We start from the raw sequence: 20,594 nt of genomic DNA on the forward strand, positions 1-20,594 counted from the left end.
TTGTGACAAGAATGTGACAGTGTGAAAACTATTCCTTAAAACGCATATTGATAAAAAAACACAATAACCCTGTAATCTGCCCGTATTCAGTCTTAGACTGAATGCTTTATAATCAGATGATACTTTTGTCTATCAAAGATTGATGGGGTTCACACAAGAACAATAATGGAAAGTCACACAGATATTGATTCGGAAAATGTCTCCGATGAGTTAACGCCCACAGGTGAGTTAACATTAAAGCTTCCGGCCAGTCATGCTGCTACCAATATGTTTGGTGATGTGTATGGAGGGTGGGTTACCTCTCAAGCGGTACTTGCCGCAGAAATGCGTGCGGCCGTTGAAAGCGAAGGGCGTGTAGCAACCGTGTCTGTTGGCTCGCTGGATTTCTTCTCTCCAGTATTGGTTGGCACTATTTTGTGCTTTTACACCGATATTATTGAAATGGGACGGAGCTCAGTGCGTTTGCGGGTTGAGGTATGGGGACGTTGTCCCGATGGGCGAGCACTGCGCAAAGTCACGGAAACAGAATGTGTGATCGTCGCTATTGATGAAGATGGTCACATACGCCGTGCGCAATATGTGACGCCTTAAACCGCTAGCAATGTTTAATCCTGCTCAGTGTATTGCCAGATAATGAGTTGGTTGTTTGCCGGCATTTCATAATCCGCTACCAGCATAAAGCCCGCTTCATTGGCTAAGGCATTTATAGCCTCAAAATCACGAATACCGCTATTAGGGTCACGAGCCTTAAGCATTTGGTCAAATGCTTGATTGCTCATTGAGGTGAAAGTATTTTGATAACGAAATGGCCCATATACAATCAAGTATCCACTAGGCGCTAGGCTGCGCCCAGCTCCAGCAAAAAAAGCCTGCACACACGACCACGACATAATATGCAGCGTATTAGCTGAAAAAATGGCATTGAATGTTCGCTCTGGCCATTCTTCGCGCACATCCAGTGGTATGGGCGGGGCAATATTTTGAGGAGCATATTGCTCAAGATTTAATGCGAGCGCTTCAACATACTGCGGCTGCTCACTGGGCTGCCAGAATACCAAGGGGAGCTGATCTGCAATATACAGTGCATGCTGACCAGACCCGCTACCAATCTCAAGTATTCGCATCTCATCCGTAAAGTAAGGTATCAAGTGCTGACAGATCGGCCGTTTGTTACGTTCGCTTGCCTCGCTAAAATTAAGCATTGCCGCTCTCTTATAGTGGGTAGTAGTTGACTGTATTGTAGAGCTTTTTACGCTGAATAAGACGTGAACTAAACCGTTTAAAATAAGGCTGGTACGCTGGTAGCTTTTAAGGGCACGTCGGTATCATTGGATCGTCGACGTAATAGCTATCCTTCCAACGTATAGCGCTGGTATAGGGTGCTTGCTCCCATACTGTGAACAACAGCCGATGAGTAGTCTGACAGTAGCTATAGCCATGTAATGGATTAAAGTCGAAGCGGGCATCGTTCAGTACGCCGATAGCTAATCCTATATTTGAGTCAGTTTCTATTGAATAAAACGATCGACCATCTGTTAAGTTGTACTCCAAACGCGCGTTGCTAAGTGCAAAGCACTGTTGCTGATCCTGTGCTGTTATCGCGAGTGGGTCAATCCGTTTGGTTAAACGACCGTGTAAGATTCGTTCTCCCTGTAAATCGATGATTTTTACGGCGGCACCGGTAAGATCATTTGGGCTCAGGCTTGCAAAGCAGCCCCCATGTATCCAGCCATACTCACTCGCGTACGGGGCTAAGTTAACTGACTTAGACGCCGATAGCTTTGTAGTGGAGGTAACTGTTGGTGGAGCGTTAAATAACGTTGTAGAACATCCTGCCAAAGCAAGACACGTGGTTAGTATTATAAGCCAAGCCATCCGTAGCCTATAAAAATGAGACATGATCGTTATTCCTTTGTGCTAGTTCGTCCATTGAACACGTAAAGCAAACCTTATTGAGCGTAGTGCTTTAATGGCTATTGCACTCCAATTCAACAGCGAGCGCAATACCGCACTCAAATTGCTTTTTGGCTATTACGCGCTTTGTGTGACCCAAAAACAGCAACGACTTTAACCGTTTTGGGAACAGAGTGTCCCGCCTCTCTTGCGTTTAATATAGCCTTTTCAGGCTATGATGTGCCGCTGATAAGGATGCTTTTATACTTAATGAGGCGCACCGCCGTGATCGCAATCGCTGCAGGGCTATTGGCTGTTATTTGCCAATCAATTTTTTACATTTTTGTTCGTCGTGCCCAAGTGCATTTGCTCATACCCGGCTTAGCGCTTAATGTGCAGATGCATTGGCAATTGGGGTTTGTCGCATGGCCTTTGGCGTATTTATTTTGGCCTGATAGCGTATCGTGGCAAGCGCATTTATATGCTTTAGGTGTTTCAGTTGCGTATTGGATAGCACAAATTTGTTTTTTCTCGGCATTGAATCGAGCCTCATCAGCCCAAGTCGCGCCTATGCTCGCGCTAAAGCTAATGGTTGTGGGCATAGGCAGTTCACTATTCCTCAACACACATATCAATATTGAGCAATGGCAAGCTATTGCCTTGGCCACCGCGGCTGCCGCATTTTTATCCATAGGAGCAGGAAAACCTCCTTTGAAGGCGACATTACTGACGCTAACAACTGTGGTTATGTTCTCTGCATCGGATATAAGTTTGGGGGCATTCATTAATGCCGTTAGCTTTGATGATCAGCTATCCCAAGTGATTTTTGTGTTGAGCTACTGCTTCGGGCTAAATAGCTTATTTACCTTGTTTTGCCGACCTTGGCGTATGGAAGCGGCGGCGACCCGAGCCTGTATTCCTGTTGCGGCATTGTGCTTAATATCAATGGTTTTTTTATTCACAGCCTTTGTGCTTGGTGGCGTTGTGCTCGGTAATTTGATGCTAGCAACACGCGGTATTGTGGTGGTATTAGTGGGCATTGCTCTAAGACCGCTGCTGGAGGAAGGTATAGAACCTAAAGTTGAATGGCGAGTATGGGCGCGTCGTTTGATTGCTGCTGCAGGAATGTTGGTGGCGGTTAATTGGTATATTACAGCGATTGGATGACGGCCTTAAAGGTAGATACAACGAGCAAACCATGTATTTGAAGCATCGTTTAATCTCGCGTATGGTGACCGCACATGGACATTAGTAGAGCAAAAAGGATTTTATAATGGATTTAAATACCCTCCTTGGGCGCCAAACATTTGGTCAACAATATCTTCAAAGTCGATTAGAGATCTCACTAGATAAGCAAAGGCTTTTTTCAGCTATTGATGCGGATCCAGCGCTTTCTGGTGCTGGTGTTGTATATGTCGATTCTAGATTAAACGTAATTACTCTACGTGAGTTTGAGCCTGTTTGTCGCATAAAGCCAATCAAAGTAGTTATTCGCGAACCATTACAAGCATTAAGTGATCAGCAGTTTATTGCAACCTCAAAAGATCCGCGAGAGTCAAAAATGGTAATGGAGGCGATATCTACAGGTTTAGCGTGCGCCGGAATGGCCTTTAGTATTATCGCAATTTTTACGTCAGCAGCAGCGATTCCTGTCACCGGCGGAACCAGCTCGGCAATGACATATGTTGCTTATACTGCTGCTTTGGCGACGGGGGCTCAGTGTATAAATGGGGCGGCCCGTGTAACCATGGAGGCTGTTGCTCCTAGTCGGCTAGATGCATTAGATTCTGAGGAATGGTACAGCACGGTAATGATTGCCTTAGATGTTATTTCTTTAGCGGGAGTTGCAGTATCTGGCTATCAGATGATCAAGTACGTCAAAGTGCTTAATTCTGAGGGGCAGAGCGTACGAACCGTTCTCCAAGGCCTTAATCGTACTGAAAGGAAGCGCTTAACCGAAGAAATCATTCGCCAAAACCGTCCTGGTGTATCTAATAAAATGCGTAAAATGCTGCAGGCTCAGGGTGTTTATCCTATTCGCTATGCGGCGGATCGGTTACAAAGAACAACGGTCAGTCAAATCTATGACTCATTTGCTGCATTACTGGCATTTACAGGTAGTGCAGGTAGTGGAGTTGTTCGTCAATTATCTATTAATGTTTATGAAGAGTTTTAAATGAGTGAAGCGCAGCAAAGAGGAAAGGGAGCCATTAGTTTTATTAGGTTACTTGTCCCGCCTAATAGCATCGTTATTATATTTGCGATTATGGCTCTTCTCGGAGCATCTGCTATGTGGCTGGGTGGGGCGCTTTATTTTGAGTCTAGTCAGAAATTTTTAACATTTTTTAAAACAGGTTTTATAGCTGCGTTTATTCAACTAGGTATTCTGACTTTATTTGTAGTGAAGATGGTTCGGTTTAGGCCACGTTATCGTTCTTGGCTCTGCTGGGCATCGGCTTTTTATTTACTAATTTATGTCAGCCTTCTTGTTAGGGCTTGGTTTATGAATTTACCTGGAGAGCTATGGTACACCGTGTGGGGGGGAGCAAGTGGTTTCGCGTGGTGGGTCTTCCAGTCTCAGTTAATGAGTCGCTTTCTGAAAGGTATTGAAAATCGTTACGAAGCTATACATGGTAAAAATCCTTTTCAGGAATTAGCTGATCATAAGGCTCAGAAGAGTAAAGAAAAGCGATAGTAATCGTAGGGCTTGGCTATAAAGCGGCTTTTTATGTAAAAAACCGCTTTATTATTTCATTACGCTTTTTCAGCAGCTATCACTGATACTTCTACCAATAACTCGGGACGTGCCATGCGGGCCTCTACGCAAGCGCGTGCGGGTGCATGACCTTCGGGTACCCAAGCATCCCAAACGGCATTCATTTGTGCAAAATCTTTCATATCGCGGATATATACGGTTGCCGATAAGATATGCTCTTTGTCAGAACCCGCTTGTAGTAATAGGCCTTCTACTTTGTCGAGCATCGTTTGCGTTTGTTCAGTGATGTCGGTGTTGGCATCAGCTGCCACTTGGCCGCAGAGATAAATAGTGCCGTTGTGTTTTACAATACGGCTCATACGTTGTTTAGTTTCTTGGCGTTCAATAGTCATGTTATGCCCTTTGTATAATCTGTGGTCTATCGCACTATTATAGTATGTAAAAGGCAGTAAATTATTGCGTTAATTCGGCGTTTCTTAGGATTTTTTTGAGGCGTGACTCGGCGTATATTGGATTTATCATGATTGGTAGGGTTAAGACCTTCTTTTATAAAGTATAAGGATATATTTTGAGGATAGTTACGTGGAATTGCAGCGGAGCGTTGCGGAAAAAGCTTGATGCTGCTGATTCTTTGCAAGCAGATATCTTAGTTATACAAGAATGTGAAGATCCGAATAGATCAACAAAAGGATACAAAGCGTGGGCCGGTCATTATCTATGGATTGGTGAAAATAAAAACAAAGGGATAGGAATTTTTTCAAGAAAAGGAGCTAAATTGACCCCTCTATATTGGACGGGAGCTTTTCAGCCATCAAGCACGAGCAATCTTACTTTTCATTTGACGGATTTAAAGTTGTTTCTTCCGTGTTTAGTGAATGATGATATAACGTTAGTTGGAATTTGGACTAAAGAAGGTCAATTTTCAACATTTAGTTATATAGGCCAACTTTGGCTTTACCTGCAGATGGTTAAAAACCAGCTAAATGGATTAAAAGCAATATTCTGTGGCGATTTTAATAGTAATGTGTGTTGGGATAAGAAAGATCGCTGGTGGAATCACAGTGATGTAGTTCAAGAGTTTTCAAAATTAAAGATGGGAAGTGCTTACCATCATTTTCATAAAGAAGATTATGGGAGTGAACTTGAACACACATACTACCACTATAGAAAATTAACAAAGCCGTATCATATTGATTATACCTTCTTATCTAATGAGATGCTGGCTACTTCAAAAACCGCAATAGGTTCAGCATCTCAGTGGTTATCCATCAGTGATCACATGCCGCTGATCACTGACTTTAGGGTTTAAACCGCCTCTAATTTAGCAAATCCCAATACCAGCCACTTACTGCCTTCGTCGTCAAAGTTGACTTGAACGCGGGCTTTGGGGCCATCGCCTTCGCAGTTGAGGACAATACCCTCGCCGAAGATGGGATGTTTGACGCGTTGGCCCAAGTAAATTTTGGGTGTGCTGTCGTCTACTTGGACGTTGTTAAACATGCTGTTATCACGTTGTCCGTAGCTGGGGCGACCTTGGCTCATGGGGCGGTTGACGGTGGCGTTGAGGCGGACTTCTTCGATAAATTCAGCAGGGATTTCTTGGATAAAGCGCGATGGTCGGTTGAAGTTGTCTTGGCCATGCATGCGGCGTGATTCGGCATAGGTGATGAATAGTTTTTTCATCGCACGTGTAATGCCGACGTAGCAGAGGCGGCGTTCTTCTTCCATGCGGCCGGGTTCTTCGGCAGACATGCTGTGTGGAAAAAGGCCTTCTTCCACGCCAGCCAAGAAGACGAGCGGGAACTCTAAGCCTTTAGCTGAGTGCAAGGTCATTAATTGTACGCTGTCTTGGTTGGTGTCAGCTTGCGCGTCGCCTGCATCAAGAGCGGCTTGGTCGAGGAAGGCGGAGAGTTCGCTGACGTTAGCTTCTTCTGGGGTGGCTTCCCATTGGCCGCTGAACTGCTTAGCGGCGTTAACTAGCTCTTCCAAGTTTTCGACGCGGGATTGGCCTTTCTCGCCTTTTTCTTTTGCGTGGTGCTCAATTAAACCGCTGAGCTGTATAGCGTGGTCGGTAATTTCGTTGAGTGTAGTGCCTGTGGTTTCTGTGTCGATTTGGTTGATTAAGTTTAAAAAACTTTGCAGGGCGTTGAGTGCACGCGCAGGTAGTTTTTTATACTCGACAACTTCGTTCGCAGCGCGCCACATTGATACATTTTCAGCGCGAGCGTGTTCACGGACAACATCGATGGTGCGTGTGCCAATTCCGCGTGTGGGAACGTTGATCACGCGCTCCATAGCTGTATCGTCTTCGCGGTTTGATACTAAGCGTAAGTAAGCCAGAGCGTTTTTAATTTCTAGACGATCGTAAAAACGATGGCCTCCATAAATCCGATAAGGCACGCCTGAACGGATTAATGCTTCTTCCAATACGCGGGATTGTGCGTTGGAGCGGTAAAGGATGGCTGATTCGCTACGCAACCCTCCTTCATCCACCCATTTTTGAATTTGACCAACAATGAAGCGTGATTCGTCTTGCTCATTAAAGGCCGCGTAGAGTGATATCTTTTTTCCATCGGCACCTTCTGTCCAAAGCTGTTTGCCTAAACGGCCTCGGTTATTGGCAATGACAGCGTTGGCTGCTTGTAGAATGGTGTTGGTAGAGCGATAGTTTTGCTCAAGTCGGATGGTGTCTGCCCCCGGGAAGTGCTCCGGGAGGTTTTGAATGTTCTCGATACGTGCGCCGCGCCAGCCATAGATGGATTGGTCGTCATCACCGACAGCCATGAGTTTGCGTTCGTGACCGGTGAGTAAGCGAAGCCATGCGTATTGAATCGCGTTGGTGTCTTGAAACTCATCGACCAAGATGTAGCGAAAGCGTTCTTGGTAATGGGCTAAGAGCTTAGGGTTATGGTCGCGTAGCAGTTCAAGGCAGCGTAAGAGTAACTCGCCAAAGTCGATCATACCTCCGCGGTCGCAAGCGTCTTCGTAGGCTTCGTACATTCGAATCATGGTCTTATCGAAAACGTCATTCGTACGTTCGATATGGCGGCTACGCAGCCCTTCGTCTTTTTGACCATTGATGTACCATTGAAACTGGCGAGCGGGCCAGCGAGTATCATCGAGCTGCATTTCTTTGCAGAGACGTTTGATCAGGCGTAGCTGGTCGTCTGAGTCCATAATCTGAAAGTTTTCGTTGAGCTGCGCTTCGCGCCAGTGGGCACGTAAAATTCGATGAGCTAATCCGTGGAAAGTACCGACCCACATACCACCGGGGTTTACGCCTAATAATTCTTCGATACGACCGCGCATTTCACGCGCTGCTTTGTTGGTGAAGGTAACCGACATGATGGAGTAAGGCGATATATTTTCGGTTTGTACCAGCCAAGCGATACGGTGCACCAATACACGCGTTTTACCTGAGCCTGCGCCAGCAAGCACCAGTAGGTTTTGTACAGGTGCAGTGACGGCGCTGCGTTGTGCATCGTTGAGTCCGTCGATAATTGCAGTTACATCCATTAGATCAGTACTTTCTTCTATTAGTCGTGAGTTAAGTTGTATCGAAGTTTACAAATAAGAGGCGATTATAAAGCAAACCGCCCGGTTTAACCGGGCAGTTGTGATGGGTTCGCAATACGATATAGCAGGATACGTTTAAGCTCGTCAGGGTCTTTTAGTACCATATCACTGCCTCCTTGTCGGTTGGCTTGCTCAATACCGCAGGCAGGGATCAGACGTGATAGCCAAAAGCGCATAGCGGCTGTGCGTGTGAGTTGTGGCCATGCTTTATGTTCGTTGTCGGTAAATGGCCGTTCACGATTGTAAGCGGCTAACAGCGCTGACTCCCGCTCGGGATCTACGCTGCCGTCGGCGCGAGTACACCAGTCGTTTGCAACAATCGCCAAATCAAAGAGTAAAAAAGCGGTGGCCGCATTGTAAACATCTAAGATGGCGGATACTTCATCGCCGATGAACAAGGCGTTATCGTGAAACAGATCGCCATGCACGACGCCCATAGGTAACCCCCAAGGTTGCTCTCGCAGCTCATCAAATAGCGCTACTTCACTTTTTAGTAGTGCATTGTCTTCCTCGGTGAGGAAGCGAGCGATGTTCTGACTTTCTCGGCGCCACCAGAAAACACCACGATGTGCTTGGCGACGCAGATAGAAGTTTTCTCCTGCCACATGAAAGCGAGCTAAATGCGCACCAATAGAGGCGCAGTGCGCTGGGGTCAGATCAGCTTTAGCAACGTGCGAGCCTTCAAATTTAGGCTGTAGCAAAGCGGGGCGATTATGAATTTTCTTAAGGGCGATGCCATGTTTATCTTTGAACGGAGAGGGGAGTGCAATGCCTCGTTCGGCTAACCAAGTGGTTAGCTCAACAAAGAAAGGCATGTCTTCCATAGTGAACTCTTCGAAGAGAGTGAGTACATACTCCGCTTCGTTTCCGTCTTTGCTCAGTGTGACGAAATAGTTCGTGTTTTCGATACCACCGTCAATGCCTTTGAAGCGCACAAGTGTGCCCAAAGGAAACTGTCCCAATAATTGGGTGAAATCTTGCTGACTTAATTGCGTATATACAGCCACGTGTTGTCCAACTCTTACCAGCTAAAAATAACCCATTTAGGAGTTAGGAGCGTTGATTTATCCACGCGCTGCATTCCGCCCCCTTGCTTAGCAGGGACTAGGTAGTAGGGCTTACCTACCGAGGGTACTACTTTAATCTCTTTTAGGATGCCATTAACGCGATATTCGTAATAGGTGCTTTCATCTTTGTACGTAATGCGGATGTCTGGTTCACCGCCTTCTGGCGCCCCAGGTAATTCGTTAGCTGACGTAATAGTTGCAACACTTAATGATAATGCCAGTATTAAATATTTGATCATTGTCCCTTTCTCATTGGTTGGCAGGCGCTAATTGTCTATGATTGTGAGCCTGTACCGATAGCGTGTAAAGCACCCGGATAACATAACAGACGGATTTCGAATGACCCAGCAACCCTCACCGCTTATTTTAGTCGACGGCTCTTCTTATTTATACCGTGCATTTTTTGCCTCACAGCAGGCGGATCTTCGTACCAGTGATGGCGTTCCTAGTGGCGCTGTGCGTGTCGTTACCTCCATGTTACGTAGTTTGATTAACCAATACCCCAAAAGTCGAATCGCCGTTGTGTTTGATGCGAAAGGCAAAACGTTTCGTGATGAAATTTTTGCTGAGTATAAAGCGCAACGGCCATCGATGCCTGATGATCTGCGTGTTCAAGTGGAGCCTATCCACGACATTATTCGAGCAATGGGACTGCCGCTCATTGTCGAAGACAATGTAGAAGCCGATGATGTCATTGGCACCATGGCCATGATGGCAACGGAGCAAGGCTGCGAAACGCTTATTTCGACAGGCGATAAAGACATGGCTCAATTGGTAAATGAGCATGTAACCTTGATTAACACCATGAATAATACGGTGATGGATGTTGCCGGCGTAGAAGAAAAGTTTGGAATACCGCCGCATTTGATCATCGACTTTTTAGCATTGATGGGCGATAAGGTCGATAACATCCCAGGCGTACCCGGTGTAGGTGAAAAAACCGCATTGGCGCTGCTGCAAGGCATTGGCAGTATCAAGGAGATCTATGAGAACCTCGATAAAATTGCTGATCTGTCTTTTCGCGGATCCAAAACCATGGCGAAAAAGCTAGAAGAAAACCGCGAGGCTGCTGATCTATCTTATCTGCTAGCTACCATAAAGCTTGATGTGCCATTGGATTTTACTTTGGAGGATATTAAGCATCCTGCACCTGATAATGAGAAATTACTCGCATTATTTAAACAATTTGAGTTTAAGAGTTGGGTGCGTGAAATAGAAGAGGGTGGTACAGCACCCGGTCTTAACTCAGGAGCCACCTCTGCAACTCCCGCAGAGGCTGGTGAGCCGGCAGCACCTGTTGCTCCTGCGGTTTTGAATTACGAAGTCATAACAGACCAAGCCCGTTTGGACGAGTGGCTGGAGCGACTCGCTGATTCTGATTTGTTCGCCTTTGATACGGAAACAGACAATCTAGATTACATGATTGCTAACTTAGTTGGCGTATCGTTTGCGATCACAGCAGGAGAAGCGGCTTATGTGCCCGTAGCACATGATTATGTTGGTGCCCCTGACCAATTGGACCGCGATAGTGTTTTAGCGCAGCTAAAGCCGCTGCTCGAAAATGCGGACCTGAAAAAAGTAGGACAGCACATTAAATATGATATGAATGTTTTGGCTCGTTATGACATTCATCTACAAGGTGTTGAGTTTGATACCATGCTGGAGTCCTATGTGCTCAACTCAACGGCTACACGCCATGATATGGGGAGTTTGGCAGAGAAATACTTAGGGGGTAGCACCGTATCGTTTGAAGACATTGCCGGTAAAGGGAAGAAACAACTCACCTTTAACCAAATAGATTTAGAACAGGCTGGGCCGTATGCCGCCGAAGATGCAGACATCACGTTGCGTTTACATCAAGCGTTACGCCCGCAGTTAGAGGCGACAGGTAAGCTGGCAAGCGTGTTTGATGATATTGAAAAACCGCTGATCAGTGTGTTATCCAAAGTTGAGCGTAATGGTGCCTATGTTGACGCCACATTACTGGGTAAACAAAGTATTGAGATTGACGAGCGTTTAAAGGAGCTGGAAGCTCAAGCCCATGAAATGGCTGGAGGGCCGTTTAATTTGGCATCCACAAAGCAGCTTCAAGAAGTGCTTTTTGAAAAAATGCAGCTACCGGTCAAAAAGAAGACACCTAAGGGCGTTCCATCAACCGCAGAAGAGGTGCTGCAAGAACTAGCACTCGACTATCCGCTTCCCAAATTGTTGCTTGAGCATCGTAGTTTAAGCAAGCTCAAGTCGACATATACCGACAAGTTGCCTCTCATGATTAATGGGGCCACTGGACGTATTCATACATCCTATCATCAAGCGATTACGGCAACAGGTCGCCTTTCATCAACGGATCCAAACCTGCAGAATATCCCGATTCGCTCAGCAGAAGGGCGTCGTATACGTCAGGCATTTGTTGCACCAGAAGGTTATCAGATAGTAGCGGCAGACTATTCGCAAATCGAACTGCGTATTATGGCGCACTTGTCTGACGATGCTGGGTTGTTGAGCGCGTTCTCTCATGGTGAAGATGTTCACAAAGCAACAGCATCCCAAGTTTTTAATACTCCCATTGAGGAGGTCACCATTGATCAACGCCGAAGCGCCAAAGCGATCAATTTTGGTTTGATTTATGGCATGTCAGCTTTTGGTTTGGCAAAGCAGCTGGGTATTGGCCGTAATGAAGCGAAAGAATATATCGAATACTACTTCGCTACGTATCCAGGTGTTCAAAATTATATGGAAGAGACGCGCGAGCAAGCCAAAGCGCAGGGCTATGTTGAAACCGTTTTTGGGCGTCGCCTCTACTTGCCGGCTATTAATGCTAGCAATGCCATTGCACGCCAAGCGGCGGAGCGCACAGCGATTAATGCGCCGATGCAGGGCTCGGCAGCCGATATTATTAAGCGCGCAATGGTGCAAGTTGATCGTTGGCTGCAAGATGGTGAATATGATGCCCGTATGATCATGCAGGTGCATGATGAATTAGTGTTCGAGGTGAAAACCGAGCAGGTCGAGCAATTTAAGCAAGCGGTAGTGGAAAAAATGCAGAAGGCTGCCACACTAAAGGTTCCACTTATTGTTGAGGCTGGGCAGGGTGAAAACTGGGATCAAGCGCATTAATTAAATAATTTGTAAAAATTTTGATCAATGTGGGAACTAATTAAAAATATGGAGTGTCGGAATAGAGACACCACCCTGAGTTCCCCTTCCAGTAGTTGTTCACTGGGTGTGTGTGCAGAGGACGCCTTAGCTCCAGATAAAACTCAACCCCCTTCTGAGTTTGTCTGGAGCTTATTTTTATCTACTGTTTTTACTCGTCGGCACCATTTTGGGTCGAAAATTCCTCATCTGTCTCCGAAGAGAGCCACTCTGAAAGTTGTTGGCTCAGTGTCTCAACGCCATCTCTTTTCAGTGAAGAAAAAGTCTGCACCGTTACTTTATCGCCAAGGCGCTCTTTTAACCCTTTGCGAAGGCTCAACATTGCTGCTTGGGCTGGACCACGCTTAAGCTTATCTGATTTAGTCAGTAACACATGTAGAGGGATTTGCGTGGACTGGCACCAGCGCACCATCATCTCATCAAACTCTTTCATAGGGTGGCGAATGTCCATGACTAATACTACGCCTCGCAATGACATACGCTCTTGAAGGTACTGATCTAAATGTTTTTGCCAGTGCTCTTTCATGGAGACAGGGACTTTGGCATAGCCATAACCTGGTAGATCGACTAGGCGTAAATCGGGCTGGTTGAGCTGGAAAAAATTAATCAGCTGAGTTCGCCCCGGTGTTTTTGAGGTGCGTGCTAGCTTCGAGTTATTCGTAAGCGCGTTTATCGCGCTGGATTTTCCGGCATTCGAGCGGCCAGCAAACGCGACTTCTGCTCCAGAATCTTCTGGGCACTGATTGAGTTTGTTGGCGCTAATGAGAAACTCAGCGGAATTAAAATGAATTTTATTGACTTCGGGCATAGACTTTAGGTTACCGCACTATAGTGGAACCACATTTACCGTTCCAGTTTGTGTGGTTATTAAGTTATAATCTGGCCAAATTTTACTCGGTAACAGAGAGAGTCTCTAGTAGCTGGGCGTAATAAAGATTATTAGTAAGATTAAATGGCCATGAACCATTTAGCTGCTTTTATTAAAAACAATGAATGACAAGAGTCTAAGTTAACTATGAATAAAATACTGATCAGCTTGTTATTAACAATGGGAATTACAGGTCTGGCTAATGCAGCGGGAGACGCGGCTGCAGGGCAAGGGAAAACAGCTGTTTGTGCGGCGTGTCATAACGCTGATGGTAACAGTGCCATTGGCAGCTTCCCAAAACTGGCTGGTCAGAATGAAACGTATTTGGTGAAGCAGCTTAAAGATATTAAAAGCGGCGCACGACCTATTGTTGAAATGACGGGCCTCTTAGATAGCCTCACCGAACAGGATCTTGAAGATATAGCGGCTTACTTTGCATCTAAAAAGGTACAAGGTGGCCAAGTTGCCAAAGATCAGTTAGAGCTGGGGCAGCAAATTTACCGGGCAGGTTTGTCAGCTAAAGGTGTGCCAGCTTGCACGGCATGTCACTTGCCTAATGGTCAAGGTATGAACGCTGCAGGGTACCCTGCTTTGAGTGGACAGCATGCGGCATACAGCGAGAAGCAGCTAAAAGATTTTCGTGCGGGTGCACGTAATAACGATCCGCAATCTATGATGCGTGACATTGCGGCTAAACTAAATGATACCGAAATGAAGGCCGTGTCTAGTTATTTGCAAGGCCTGTATTAATTGGCGGTTGATTCGTTTGTAAATTAAGGCAGCCTCGGGCTGCCTTTTTTATATAGGCTCGTGACGGAACTGTGCAAACTTGCTACTGTCACACCATCTAATTATTTCGTATTACAGATGGATGGAGAGTTACACCTATGTTGAAGTCATTGGCATCAGCCGCACTGGCAATTGGATTAGCGTTTTCGACGGCGCATGCTGCCGACTACGTGGCAGGAAAAGATTACATAGAACTGCCTACCGCTGTAAAAACTTCAGATCCGACCCGGGTTGAAGTCACAGAGATGTTTGGTTACCCATGCCCGCACTGTAATAGCTTTGAGCCGCTGCTATCTACATGGGAAAAAAAGCAAGATGATATTAACTTCCAGCGAGTGCCTGTCGTTTTTGGTCGTAGCTGGGAAGCACCAGCTCGTGCGTACTATACTGCCGAGTTGCTCGATAAAGTGGATGAAACGCACCAAGCTATGTTCGATGCCATCCATATTCAGCGTAAGCGACTAAACTCTGTAGAAGCTATGGCCGATTTTTATGCTTCTTTGGGTGTAGATAAAGAGAAGTTTGAAAAAACGTACAATTCTTTTGCAGTCAATATGAAACTAAACCAAGGTGACTCTAAAGTGCGCAGCTATCAGGTTGATGGCGTGCCTTCGATGGTGGTGAATGGTAAGTATCGTGTCACTGCTGGCACTGCTGGTGGGCAAGCAAACATGCTAGATGTTGTAGATTTTCTGGTTGCTAAAGAACAGGCCGCAATGGCAAAAGAGTAAATCTGCGAGGATTATTTAAGGCTGAGCACGCCTTTCCTGTGATTTAGCCGATAAAAACCGCCGCATGGCGGTTTTTTTACGCATGTCGTTTAGTGGTAGATGGTTGAGTTATAACCTACTATAAATACTCGAACGCAGTGCTCAAAACAGGGGTGTATCAAGTGAGCAAAGACCAGACGGACTGGAAGCATAAATATAAAGAAGCAGCAATAGAGCTCGAGCGGTATGAGTCCAGCCAAGTTGAAGAGCAGATGCGACTCATTATATCGCATATGACTTTGGGCTTGCAGGGGCAGTCTGAATCGCTAGATAGCGCCCTTAGCCATATTCGCCAAACACTAGCCAGTGCGTCAAATTCCCTTGATCGTAAATCAATCGCTGAGCTTGAAAAACAGGTCCGGTACTTAGATCGAGAGCGTGAAAAAACAGCCAAATCGATGCTGGTGTTCCTTAAACAGTGGCTGTTATCCCTAAAGAAGGTAGCGGATGAGGAGCAGCATGCTGATTTTTTACTCCTAGAACGGAAAGCATCAGAAGTTGTTGATCATTGGTATGAAGTGCCTGAGTACTTATCATCTCTGCTAGCTTTGCAAGAGAGCCACCTTCAAGAGCCCGGCGCTACGCATGTCGTATCTCCTCTAGCTGACAGCTTATCAGCGGATGTGTCACAGAATGTTGTTGTAAAAGATGAAGCATCGGTTGATAGTCAATTTGAGGCCGTGGCTAGTGAGCTAATTCAGCTGGTGGATGCGTTGAGTTTATCGGCGGACCATAAACAGCGAGTCGCCCTATTGATTAAGCGCATTCGTACTCAGTTATCGTTTGGCGAGTTGGTTTCTATTTTGGCTGAGTTGATTGAGCTAGTACAAATTTCAACGAGTTCGGCGCATGAAGATTTTGAGCAATACCTTATTAGCTTGAATTCTCAGTTGGCTGCAGTGCAGGGCTTTTTAAGTGAGAGCCAAAGTGATCAGAGCATCAGTGGAAAGGCTCAAAAAGCGTTAGATAGCCAAGTAAGGCAGGAAGTCAGTAATATTCATACAGCGGTAAATCAGTCTACTAGTTTGGATGATTTGAAAGTAACGGTGGCTTCCCAATTAGATGGTATCGTTTTTGCGATGGACGAGTTTCGCAAATCTGAAGAAGAGAGGGAGTCTAGATCTCAGCAGCGCCATGACGAGTTGATGCAACAGATGCAATCGATGGAGGAGGAGTCGAGACGCGTAAAAGCGCACATGGAAGAAGAGCGGATGAAAGCCCGAACGGACTCCCTGACAGGCTTGCCTAATCGCGCTGCATATGATGATCACCTCAAAAAAGAGTTTGAGCGCTGGAGCCGTTATCAGCAAGGCTTCTCTATAGCGATAGGCGACCTAGATCACTTTAAAAGTATCAATGATAATTATGGTCATCTAGTGGGTGATAAAGTACTACGGCTTGTGTCGCGTGTTTTATCGAAAACGTTACGTGCAGCAGACTTTATCGCACGTTATGGCGGTGAGGAATTTATTATTTTGCTGCCAGCCACTTCGATTAGTGATGCCACTGGAGCAATAGATAAACTCCGAGCATCCGTCTGTAACAGTCCTTTTAATTTTCACGGCGAACCCGTACAGATCACCATGTCATTTGGGGTGGCAGAAACAAAAACAGGCGATACATTAGATCAGCTATTTGAGCGTGCAGATGCCGCTTTATATCGGGCAAAAGGTGGCGGCCGTAACTGTGTTCGACAAGGCTGAGCCGTGTTTACAGTTCTGTATGGCAGCTGAGACTTTACCTTGTTGTCGGTAAAGGGCACACTTGTGACCGCTTAATAGACCGCTTCAAAGGATGACACTGGTGCGACGCCTTTCTCGTAGCTTAAAAATCGCTTATACCTTTATTCGTTATCGATTAGATACTTTTTTCGAAGAGTTGCACTTGCCTTGGTATTTGCGAGTGCTTCTGTACCTTATGGTATGGCGCTATTTCATTAAAGCCGAGCAGCCTCGCGGTGTGCGGTTACGTCTGGCTCTTGAATCGTTAGGTCCTGTATTTATTAAATTTGGGCAAATGCTTTCAACACGGCGTGATTTGCTACCTGACGATATTGCGAATGAATTGAAGCGGTTACAGGATAATGTGCCCCCGTTCCCCGGCGATCAGGCACAAACCATTATTGAAAAAGCGTTAGGGAAGTCTGTAACCCAGCTGTTCGCAAAATTTGATGTTGAGCCTCTAGCGTCGGCCTCGGTAGCACAGGTACACAGTGCTGTACTAAATGATGGCAGTGAAGTCGTTGTTAAAGTTATCCGTCCTGGCATAAGCCGTACGATCGAAAAAGATGTGGCTTTGTTGTACACCCTTGCTCACCTTATTCAGCGTGCATGGCATGAAGGACGTCGTCTACGTCCTGTTGAGGTGGTATCCGAATACGAACAAACGTTATTAGATGAGCTAGATCTGCGTAAAGAAGCAGCCAATGGCTCGCAGTTGCGGCGTAACTTTGAAGGATCGCAGCTGCTTTATGTTCCAGAAATTTATTGGGACCTGACTCGTCAGCATGTATTGGTGATGGAGCGAATTCAAGGCATACCCGTCGCCGAGATTGATCAATTAATTGCGCAGGGCACGGACCTTAAATTATTGGCGGAGCGGGGCGTTGAAATCTTTTTCTCGCAAGTGTTCCGTGACAGCTTTTTCCATGCGGATATGCATCCAGGTAATATTTTCGTCTCTCGTGATAACCCTAGTAACCCGAAATACATAGCAATAGATTTCGGCATTATTGGGTCGCTTACCGCCGAAGATCAAGGATATTTAGCGCGTAATTTCCTTGCATTTTTTACGCGGGACTATCGTCAAGTAGCACAGTTGCATATCGATTCTGGGTGGGTGCCAGCCAATACTAATGTTACTGCCTTTGAAACAGCTATTCGCAGTGTCTGTGAGCCAATATTTAATAAGCCGTTAAAAGACATCTCGTTTGGGCAAGTTTTGTTGGGGCTATTTCAAACAGCGCGCCGCTTTAATATGGAAGTACAGCCGCAATTGGTGCTTCTGCAAAAAACCTTGCTTAATATCGAAGGTCTGGGGCGGCAATTGTATCCCGACTTGGACCTTTGGCAGACCGGTAAGCCTTTTCTTGAACGTTGGATGAAAGATAGAGTGGGTCCTAAAGCTGCTTATCAGACGATCAAGCAGCAAGCTCCCGACTGGCTAGATAAAATGCCTCAAATGCCCCAGTTGGTATTCGACACGCTATCTCAGCTCAAAACTCAGCAGCATGCGGCGCAACTGTTTTACGAAGCGGAGCAAGAAAAGCGTGAAGTCGAATCCCAAAAACGGCGACGCCGTTACCTGCTCGCTGCGGTCTTAGGTGTATCAGCGTTATGGTTTGGTCACGAGCCGTCGCATATGTGGCTAGAAGAGGTCGGGCTGATTGGCTGGGTTTTGGCGGGGGCAGCGGCATTCCTGCTGGTACAGTAATTTAGTGTATTAATTAAAGCGTAAAGTAAAAATTATGAATGAAAAATGGCTGGAACAAGTGAAGTGGGATGAGAACGGTTTAGTTCCTGCTATCGCGCAAGATTATCAAAGTGGCAAAGTTTTAATGATGGCGTGGATGAATAAAGAAGCGCTAAAGCTAACAGCACAGGAGCAGCGTGCCATATATTGGTCACGTTCACGCGCTAAACTATGGCGCAAAGGGGAGGAGTCTGGGCATATTCAGGCGTTACATGAACTTCGTTTAGATTGCGATAACGATGTAATTTTGATGAAGGTAGAACAGAAAGGCGGAATTGCATGCCATACCGGGCGCGAAAGTTGCTTCTACAGCGTCTTTAGCGAAGGTGAATGGAAGCCCGTAGATCCAGTGCTCAAAGACCCCAATAGTATATATAACAAATAGGTTGTGATATGAGTGATGTATTAGCTGAGCTTAGCAAGGTTCTAGAGGCGCGCAAGCAGGCAGAAGCGGATAGCTCTTACGTAGCAAGTTTGCATGCCAAAGGGCTCAACAAGATACTTGAGAAAGTAGGAGAAGAGTCATTTGAAACTGTAATTGCCGCTAAAGACGCTCAGGCTTCGGGAGATAACTCTGATGTAATATATGAAACCGCTGATTTGTGGTTTCACAGTTTGGTCATGTTATCTCACTTGGGCGAAAAACCGGAAGCGGTATTGGAAGAGTTGGCGCGCCGTTTTGGGTTGTCGGGCCTAGACGAAAAAGCATCGCGTAACTGATTTTAGATAGCTAATTGTTTAGTCTAGAATTTTCTAGTTTTTTATTTAGCACTTTTCTGTATAAATAAGTATCGTAAGATTAAATAGGCGATACGCGAAGAATTTAATGTAAGAGGTGGTTCATGGGTTTCGGTGGAATTAGCATTTGGCAGTTAGTGATCGTTCTTGGCATCATTGTGTTGTTGTTCGGTACTAAAAAATTGCGCAACATTGGTGGTGATCTTGGCGGGGCAATAAAAGGCTTTAAAAAAGCCATGAAAGAAGAACCCGAAAGCGATAAATCAATTGAGAAAAAAGATGCTGACTTTGCACCAGAACAGCCAGCAACGAAGCAAGAAAGCACTCCTGAACAAAAATAAGCTGGTATCGCACTATGTTTGATATTGGCTTTGCCGAGTTGTTGGTCATTGCTGCGGTTGCTCTCGTGGTGCTTGGCCCTGAAAAACTTCCTACGGCGGTTCGTACACTTGGTTTGTGGGTAGGGCGTGCCAAACGCACCATAGGTGGAATCCAGCGAGAGATATCTGAAGAGTTACGCATGGAAGAGCTGCGTCGCACATCGGCTATTGAAAAAGAAAAGTTGGATAAAGAATTGAACGAGATGCGTCAGCCGTTTAGTGATGCATCTAATGATATTCAAACAGCAACAAAAGCACCTGAAAACACAAAAGCAACTCCCGAACCTCCTTCTGAGCAATCGGAAAAATCCAACGGATGAACAAAACAAATAATACTATGGACGATCAGGAGCAAGAGCAGACATTAGTGTCGCATCTTGTTGAGCTGCGCCAGCGATTAATGTGGGCTCTTGGAATTATCTTGCTGATCTTCCTTTGCTTATTCTATTTCGCAAATGATTTATATGAATACCTGTCGGCACCGTTAACGGCCTTGTTGCCTCCAGGTACAAGCATGATTGCAACGGATGTAACCTCTCCGTTTTTTGCGCCGTTTAAATTGACCTTAGTGTTGGCGTTATTCTTGGCTATGCCTTTTATACTTCATCAAATGTGGGCTTTTATTGCGCCAGGGCTATATCAGCATGAAAAGCGTCTGGCTGTACCTGTACTGGCGTCGAGCATCTTCCTGTTCTATGCCGGCATTGCGTTTGCCTATTATGTGGTCTTTCCTATTCTATTTGGCTTCTTTACCAGCGTAGGTCCAGAAAACGTTGCTGTAATGACAGACATAAGTAGCTATTTAAACTTCGTGCTTAAACTGTTTTTTGCCTTCGGTATTGTTTTTGAAATACCAATAGCTACGCTGCTGCTTATATGGACAGGAGCAACAACCGTAAAAGACCTCTCCGGTAAGCGCGCTTATGTCATAGTGTGCTGTTTCGTCGTAGGTATGTTGCTAACGCCTCCAGATATTATTTCTCAAAGCTTATTAGCCTTGCCTATGTGGTTGCTGTTTGAGCTTGGTCTGATTTTGGCTCGAGTGTTTGTTAAGTCCAATGATGAAGAAATAGACGAGGAATCGGTTAAACCGCAGCTTTAATGCTCTTTGTTGTATGTTAATTGATCAATATAAGGCGCCTTTCATAGGCGCCTTTATTTTTTGGCCTT

Annotated in this window: 22 protein-coding genes; 15 read left to right on the forward strand and 7 right to left on the reverse strand. The window is 45.7% G+C overall.

Annotated elements, in window-relative coordinates; all coding sequences use genetic code 11:
- The first annotated feature begins 165 nt into the window (after positions 1-165).
- On the forward strand, positions 166-591 hold the full coding sequence (locus OW491_RS10655) for a hotdog domain-containing protein (RefSeq protein ID WP_215151604.1): 426 nt from the start codon (positions 166-168) through the stop codon (positions 589-591).
- 14 nt (positions 592-605) lie between these two features.
- On the opposite strand, the gene OW491_RS10660 is transcribed toward OW491_RS10655, so the two are convergent.
- On the reverse strand, positions 606-1,202 hold the full coding sequence (locus OW491_RS10660) for a DUF938 domain-containing protein (protein WP_290035935.1): 597 nt from the start codon (positions 1,200-1,202) through the stop codon (positions 606-608).
- 106 nt (positions 1,203-1,308) lie between these two features.
- Positions 1,309-1,875 (reverse strand): hypothetical protein, encoded by a 567-nt coding sequence (locus tag OW491_RS10665; RefSeq protein WP_290035936.1) that lies wholly within the window; start codon positions 1,873-1,875, stop codon positions 1,309-1,311.
- 303 nt (positions 1,876-2,178) lie between these two features.
- Here OW491_RS10665 and OW491_RS10670 point away from each other — a divergent pair, with 303 nt between their 5' ends.
- From OW491_RS10670 to OW491_RS10680, 3 genes are all read left to right on the forward strand, one after another.
- The gene (locus tag OW491_RS10670) at positions 2,179-3,060 is read left to right on the forward strand and encodes an EamA family transporter (RefSeq protein WP_290035937.1); all 882 of its coding nucleotides are present in this window, start codon (positions 2,179-2,181) and stop codon (positions 3,058-3,060) included.
- A gap of 106 nt (positions 3,061-3,166) precedes the next feature.
- Positions 3,167-4,069: a hypothetical protein gene (locus tag OW491_RS10675; RefSeq protein ID WP_075179537.1), complete on the forward strand. Its 903-nt coding sequence runs from the start codon at positions 3,167-3,169 to the stop codon at positions 4,067-4,069.
- Positions 4,070-4,588, forward strand: coding sequence for a hypothetical protein (locus OW491_RS10680; RefSeq protein ID WP_290035939.1), 519 nt, complete (start codon positions 4,070-4,072; stop codon positions 4,586-4,588).
- A gap of 59 nt (positions 4,589-4,647) precedes the next feature.
- Here OW491_RS10680 and OW491_RS10685 read toward each other — a convergent pair whose 3' ends face one another.
- A complete protein-coding gene (locus tag OW491_RS10685) occupies positions 4,648-5,001 on the reverse strand; it encodes a RidA family protein (RefSeq protein ID WP_075174091.1) in 354 nt (117 codons plus the stop codon).
- A 176-nt stretch (positions 5,002-5,177) separates the two neighbouring features.
- Here OW491_RS10685 and OW491_RS10690 point away from each other — a divergent pair, with 176 nt between their 5' ends.
- A complete protein-coding gene (locus OW491_RS10690; protein WP_290035940.1) occupies positions 5,178-5,918 on the forward strand; it encodes an endonuclease/exonuclease/phosphatase family protein in 741 nt (246 codons plus the stop codon).
- Here OW491_RS10690 and uvrD read toward each other — a convergent pair.
- The 3 genes from uvrD to OW491_RS10705 all read right to left on the reverse strand — a co-directional run bounded on the left by uvrD (position 5,915) and on the right by OW491_RS10705 (position 9,491).
- A complete protein-coding gene (uvrD, locus tag OW491_RS10695) occupies positions 5,915-8,125 on the reverse strand; it encodes a DNA helicase II (RefSeq protein ID WP_290035941.1) in 2,211 nt (736 codons plus the stop codon). The genes OW491_RS10690 and uvrD overlap by 4 nt on opposite strands.
- A gap of 86 nt (positions 8,126-8,211) precedes the next feature.
- Positions 8,212-9,192: a homoserine kinase gene (locus OW491_RS10700; protein WP_075174093.1), complete on the reverse strand. Its 981-nt coding sequence runs from the start codon at positions 9,190-9,192 to the stop codon at positions 8,212-8,214.
- Between the two features lie 14 nt (positions 9,193-9,206).
- Positions 9,207-9,491 carry a DUF2782 domain-containing protein gene (locus OW491_RS10705; protein ID WP_290035942.1) on the reverse strand — a complete coding sequence of 95 codons (285 nt, stop codon included), beginning with the start codon at positions 9,489-9,491 and terminating at the stop codon, positions 9,207-9,209.
- A 100-nt stretch (positions 9,492-9,591) separates the two neighbouring features.
- Between OW491_RS10705 and polA the strand changes: the two genes are divergently transcribed.
- Positions 9,592-12,369 carry a DNA polymerase I gene (gene polA / locus OW491_RS10710; RefSeq protein WP_290035943.1) on the forward strand — a complete coding sequence of 926 codons (2,778 nt, stop codon included), beginning with the start codon at positions 9,592-9,594 and terminating at the stop codon, positions 12,367-12,369.
- Positions 12,370-12,559: 190 nt separating this feature from the next.
- On the opposite strand, the gene yihA is transcribed toward polA, so the two are convergent.
- Entirely contained in the window at positions 12,560-13,216 is a 657-nt protein-coding gene (yihA, locus tag OW491_RS10715) for a ribosome biogenesis GTP-binding protein YihA/YsxC (RefSeq protein WP_075174096.1), read from the reverse strand.
- Positions 13,217-13,423: 207 nt separating this feature from the next.
- On the opposite strand from yihA, the gene OW491_RS10720 reads away from it, so the two are divergent.
- From OW491_RS10720 to tatC, 9 genes are all read left to right on the forward strand, one after another.
- The gene (locus tag OW491_RS10720) at positions 13,424-14,026 is read left to right on the forward strand and encodes a c-type cytochrome (RefSeq protein ID WP_290035945.1); all 603 of its coding nucleotides are present in this window, start codon (positions 13,424-13,426) and stop codon (positions 14,024-14,026) included.
- Positions 14,027-14,163: 137 nt separating this feature from the next.
- Positions 14,164-14,796, forward strand: coding sequence for a thiol:disulfide interchange protein DsbA/DsbL (locus OW491_RS10725; protein ID WP_075174098.1), 633 nt, complete (start codon positions 14,164-14,166; stop codon positions 14,794-14,796).
- 161 nt (positions 14,797-14,957) lie between these two features.
- A complete protein-coding gene (locus OW491_RS10730) occupies positions 14,958-16,538 on the forward strand; it encodes a GGDEF domain-containing protein (protein WP_290035946.1) in 1,581 nt (526 codons plus the stop codon).
- A 100-nt stretch (positions 16,539-16,638) separates the two neighbouring features.
- Positions 16,639-18,267, forward strand: coding sequence for a ubiquinone biosynthesis regulatory protein kinase UbiB (gene ubiB, locus OW491_RS10735; RefSeq protein WP_075174100.1), 1,629 nt, complete (start codon positions 16,639-16,641; stop codon positions 18,265-18,267).
- Positions 18,268-18,301: 34 nt separating this feature from the next.
- Complete coding sequence (hisI, locus tag OW491_RS10740) at positions 18,302-18,691, forward strand: phosphoribosyl-AMP cyclohydrolase (RefSeq protein WP_075174101.1); 390 nt, start codon at positions 18,302-18,304, stop codon at positions 18,689-18,691.
- An 8-nt stretch (positions 18,692-18,699) separates the two neighbouring features.
- Positions 18,700-19,026 carry a phosphoribosyl-ATP diphosphatase gene (locus tag OW491_RS10745; RefSeq protein WP_075174102.1) on the forward strand — a complete coding sequence of 109 codons (327 nt, stop codon included), beginning with the start codon at positions 18,700-18,702 and terminating at the stop codon, positions 19,024-19,026.
- 122 nt (positions 19,027-19,148) lie between these two features.
- Positions 19,149-19,385, forward strand: coding sequence for a Sec-independent protein translocase subunit TatA (gene tatA, locus OW491_RS10750; protein WP_075174103.1), 237 nt, complete (start codon positions 19,149-19,151; stop codon positions 19,383-19,385).
- A gap of 14 nt (positions 19,386-19,399) precedes the next feature.
- Positions 19,400-19,744 (forward strand): Sec-independent protein translocase protein TatB, encoded by a 345-nt coding sequence (tatB, locus tag OW491_RS10755; protein ID WP_075174104.1) that lies wholly within the window; start codon positions 19,400-19,402, stop codon positions 19,742-19,744.
- Positions 19,741-20,526, forward strand: a complete 786-nt coding sequence (gene tatC / locus OW491_RS10760; protein ID WP_075174105.1) for a twin-arginine translocase subunit TatC — start codon at positions 19,741-19,743, stop codon at positions 20,524-20,526. The genes tatB and tatC overlap by 4 nt, the downstream gene beginning before the upstream one ends.
- The last annotated feature ends 68 nt before the right edge of the window (positions 20,527-20,594 follow it).

Origin of the sequence: Neptunomonas sp. CHC150, assembly GCF_030397555.1 — a bacterium.
GTDB lineage: Bacteria > Pseudomonadota > Gammaproteobacteria > Pseudomonadales > Balneatricaceae > Neptunomonas > Neptunomonas phycophila.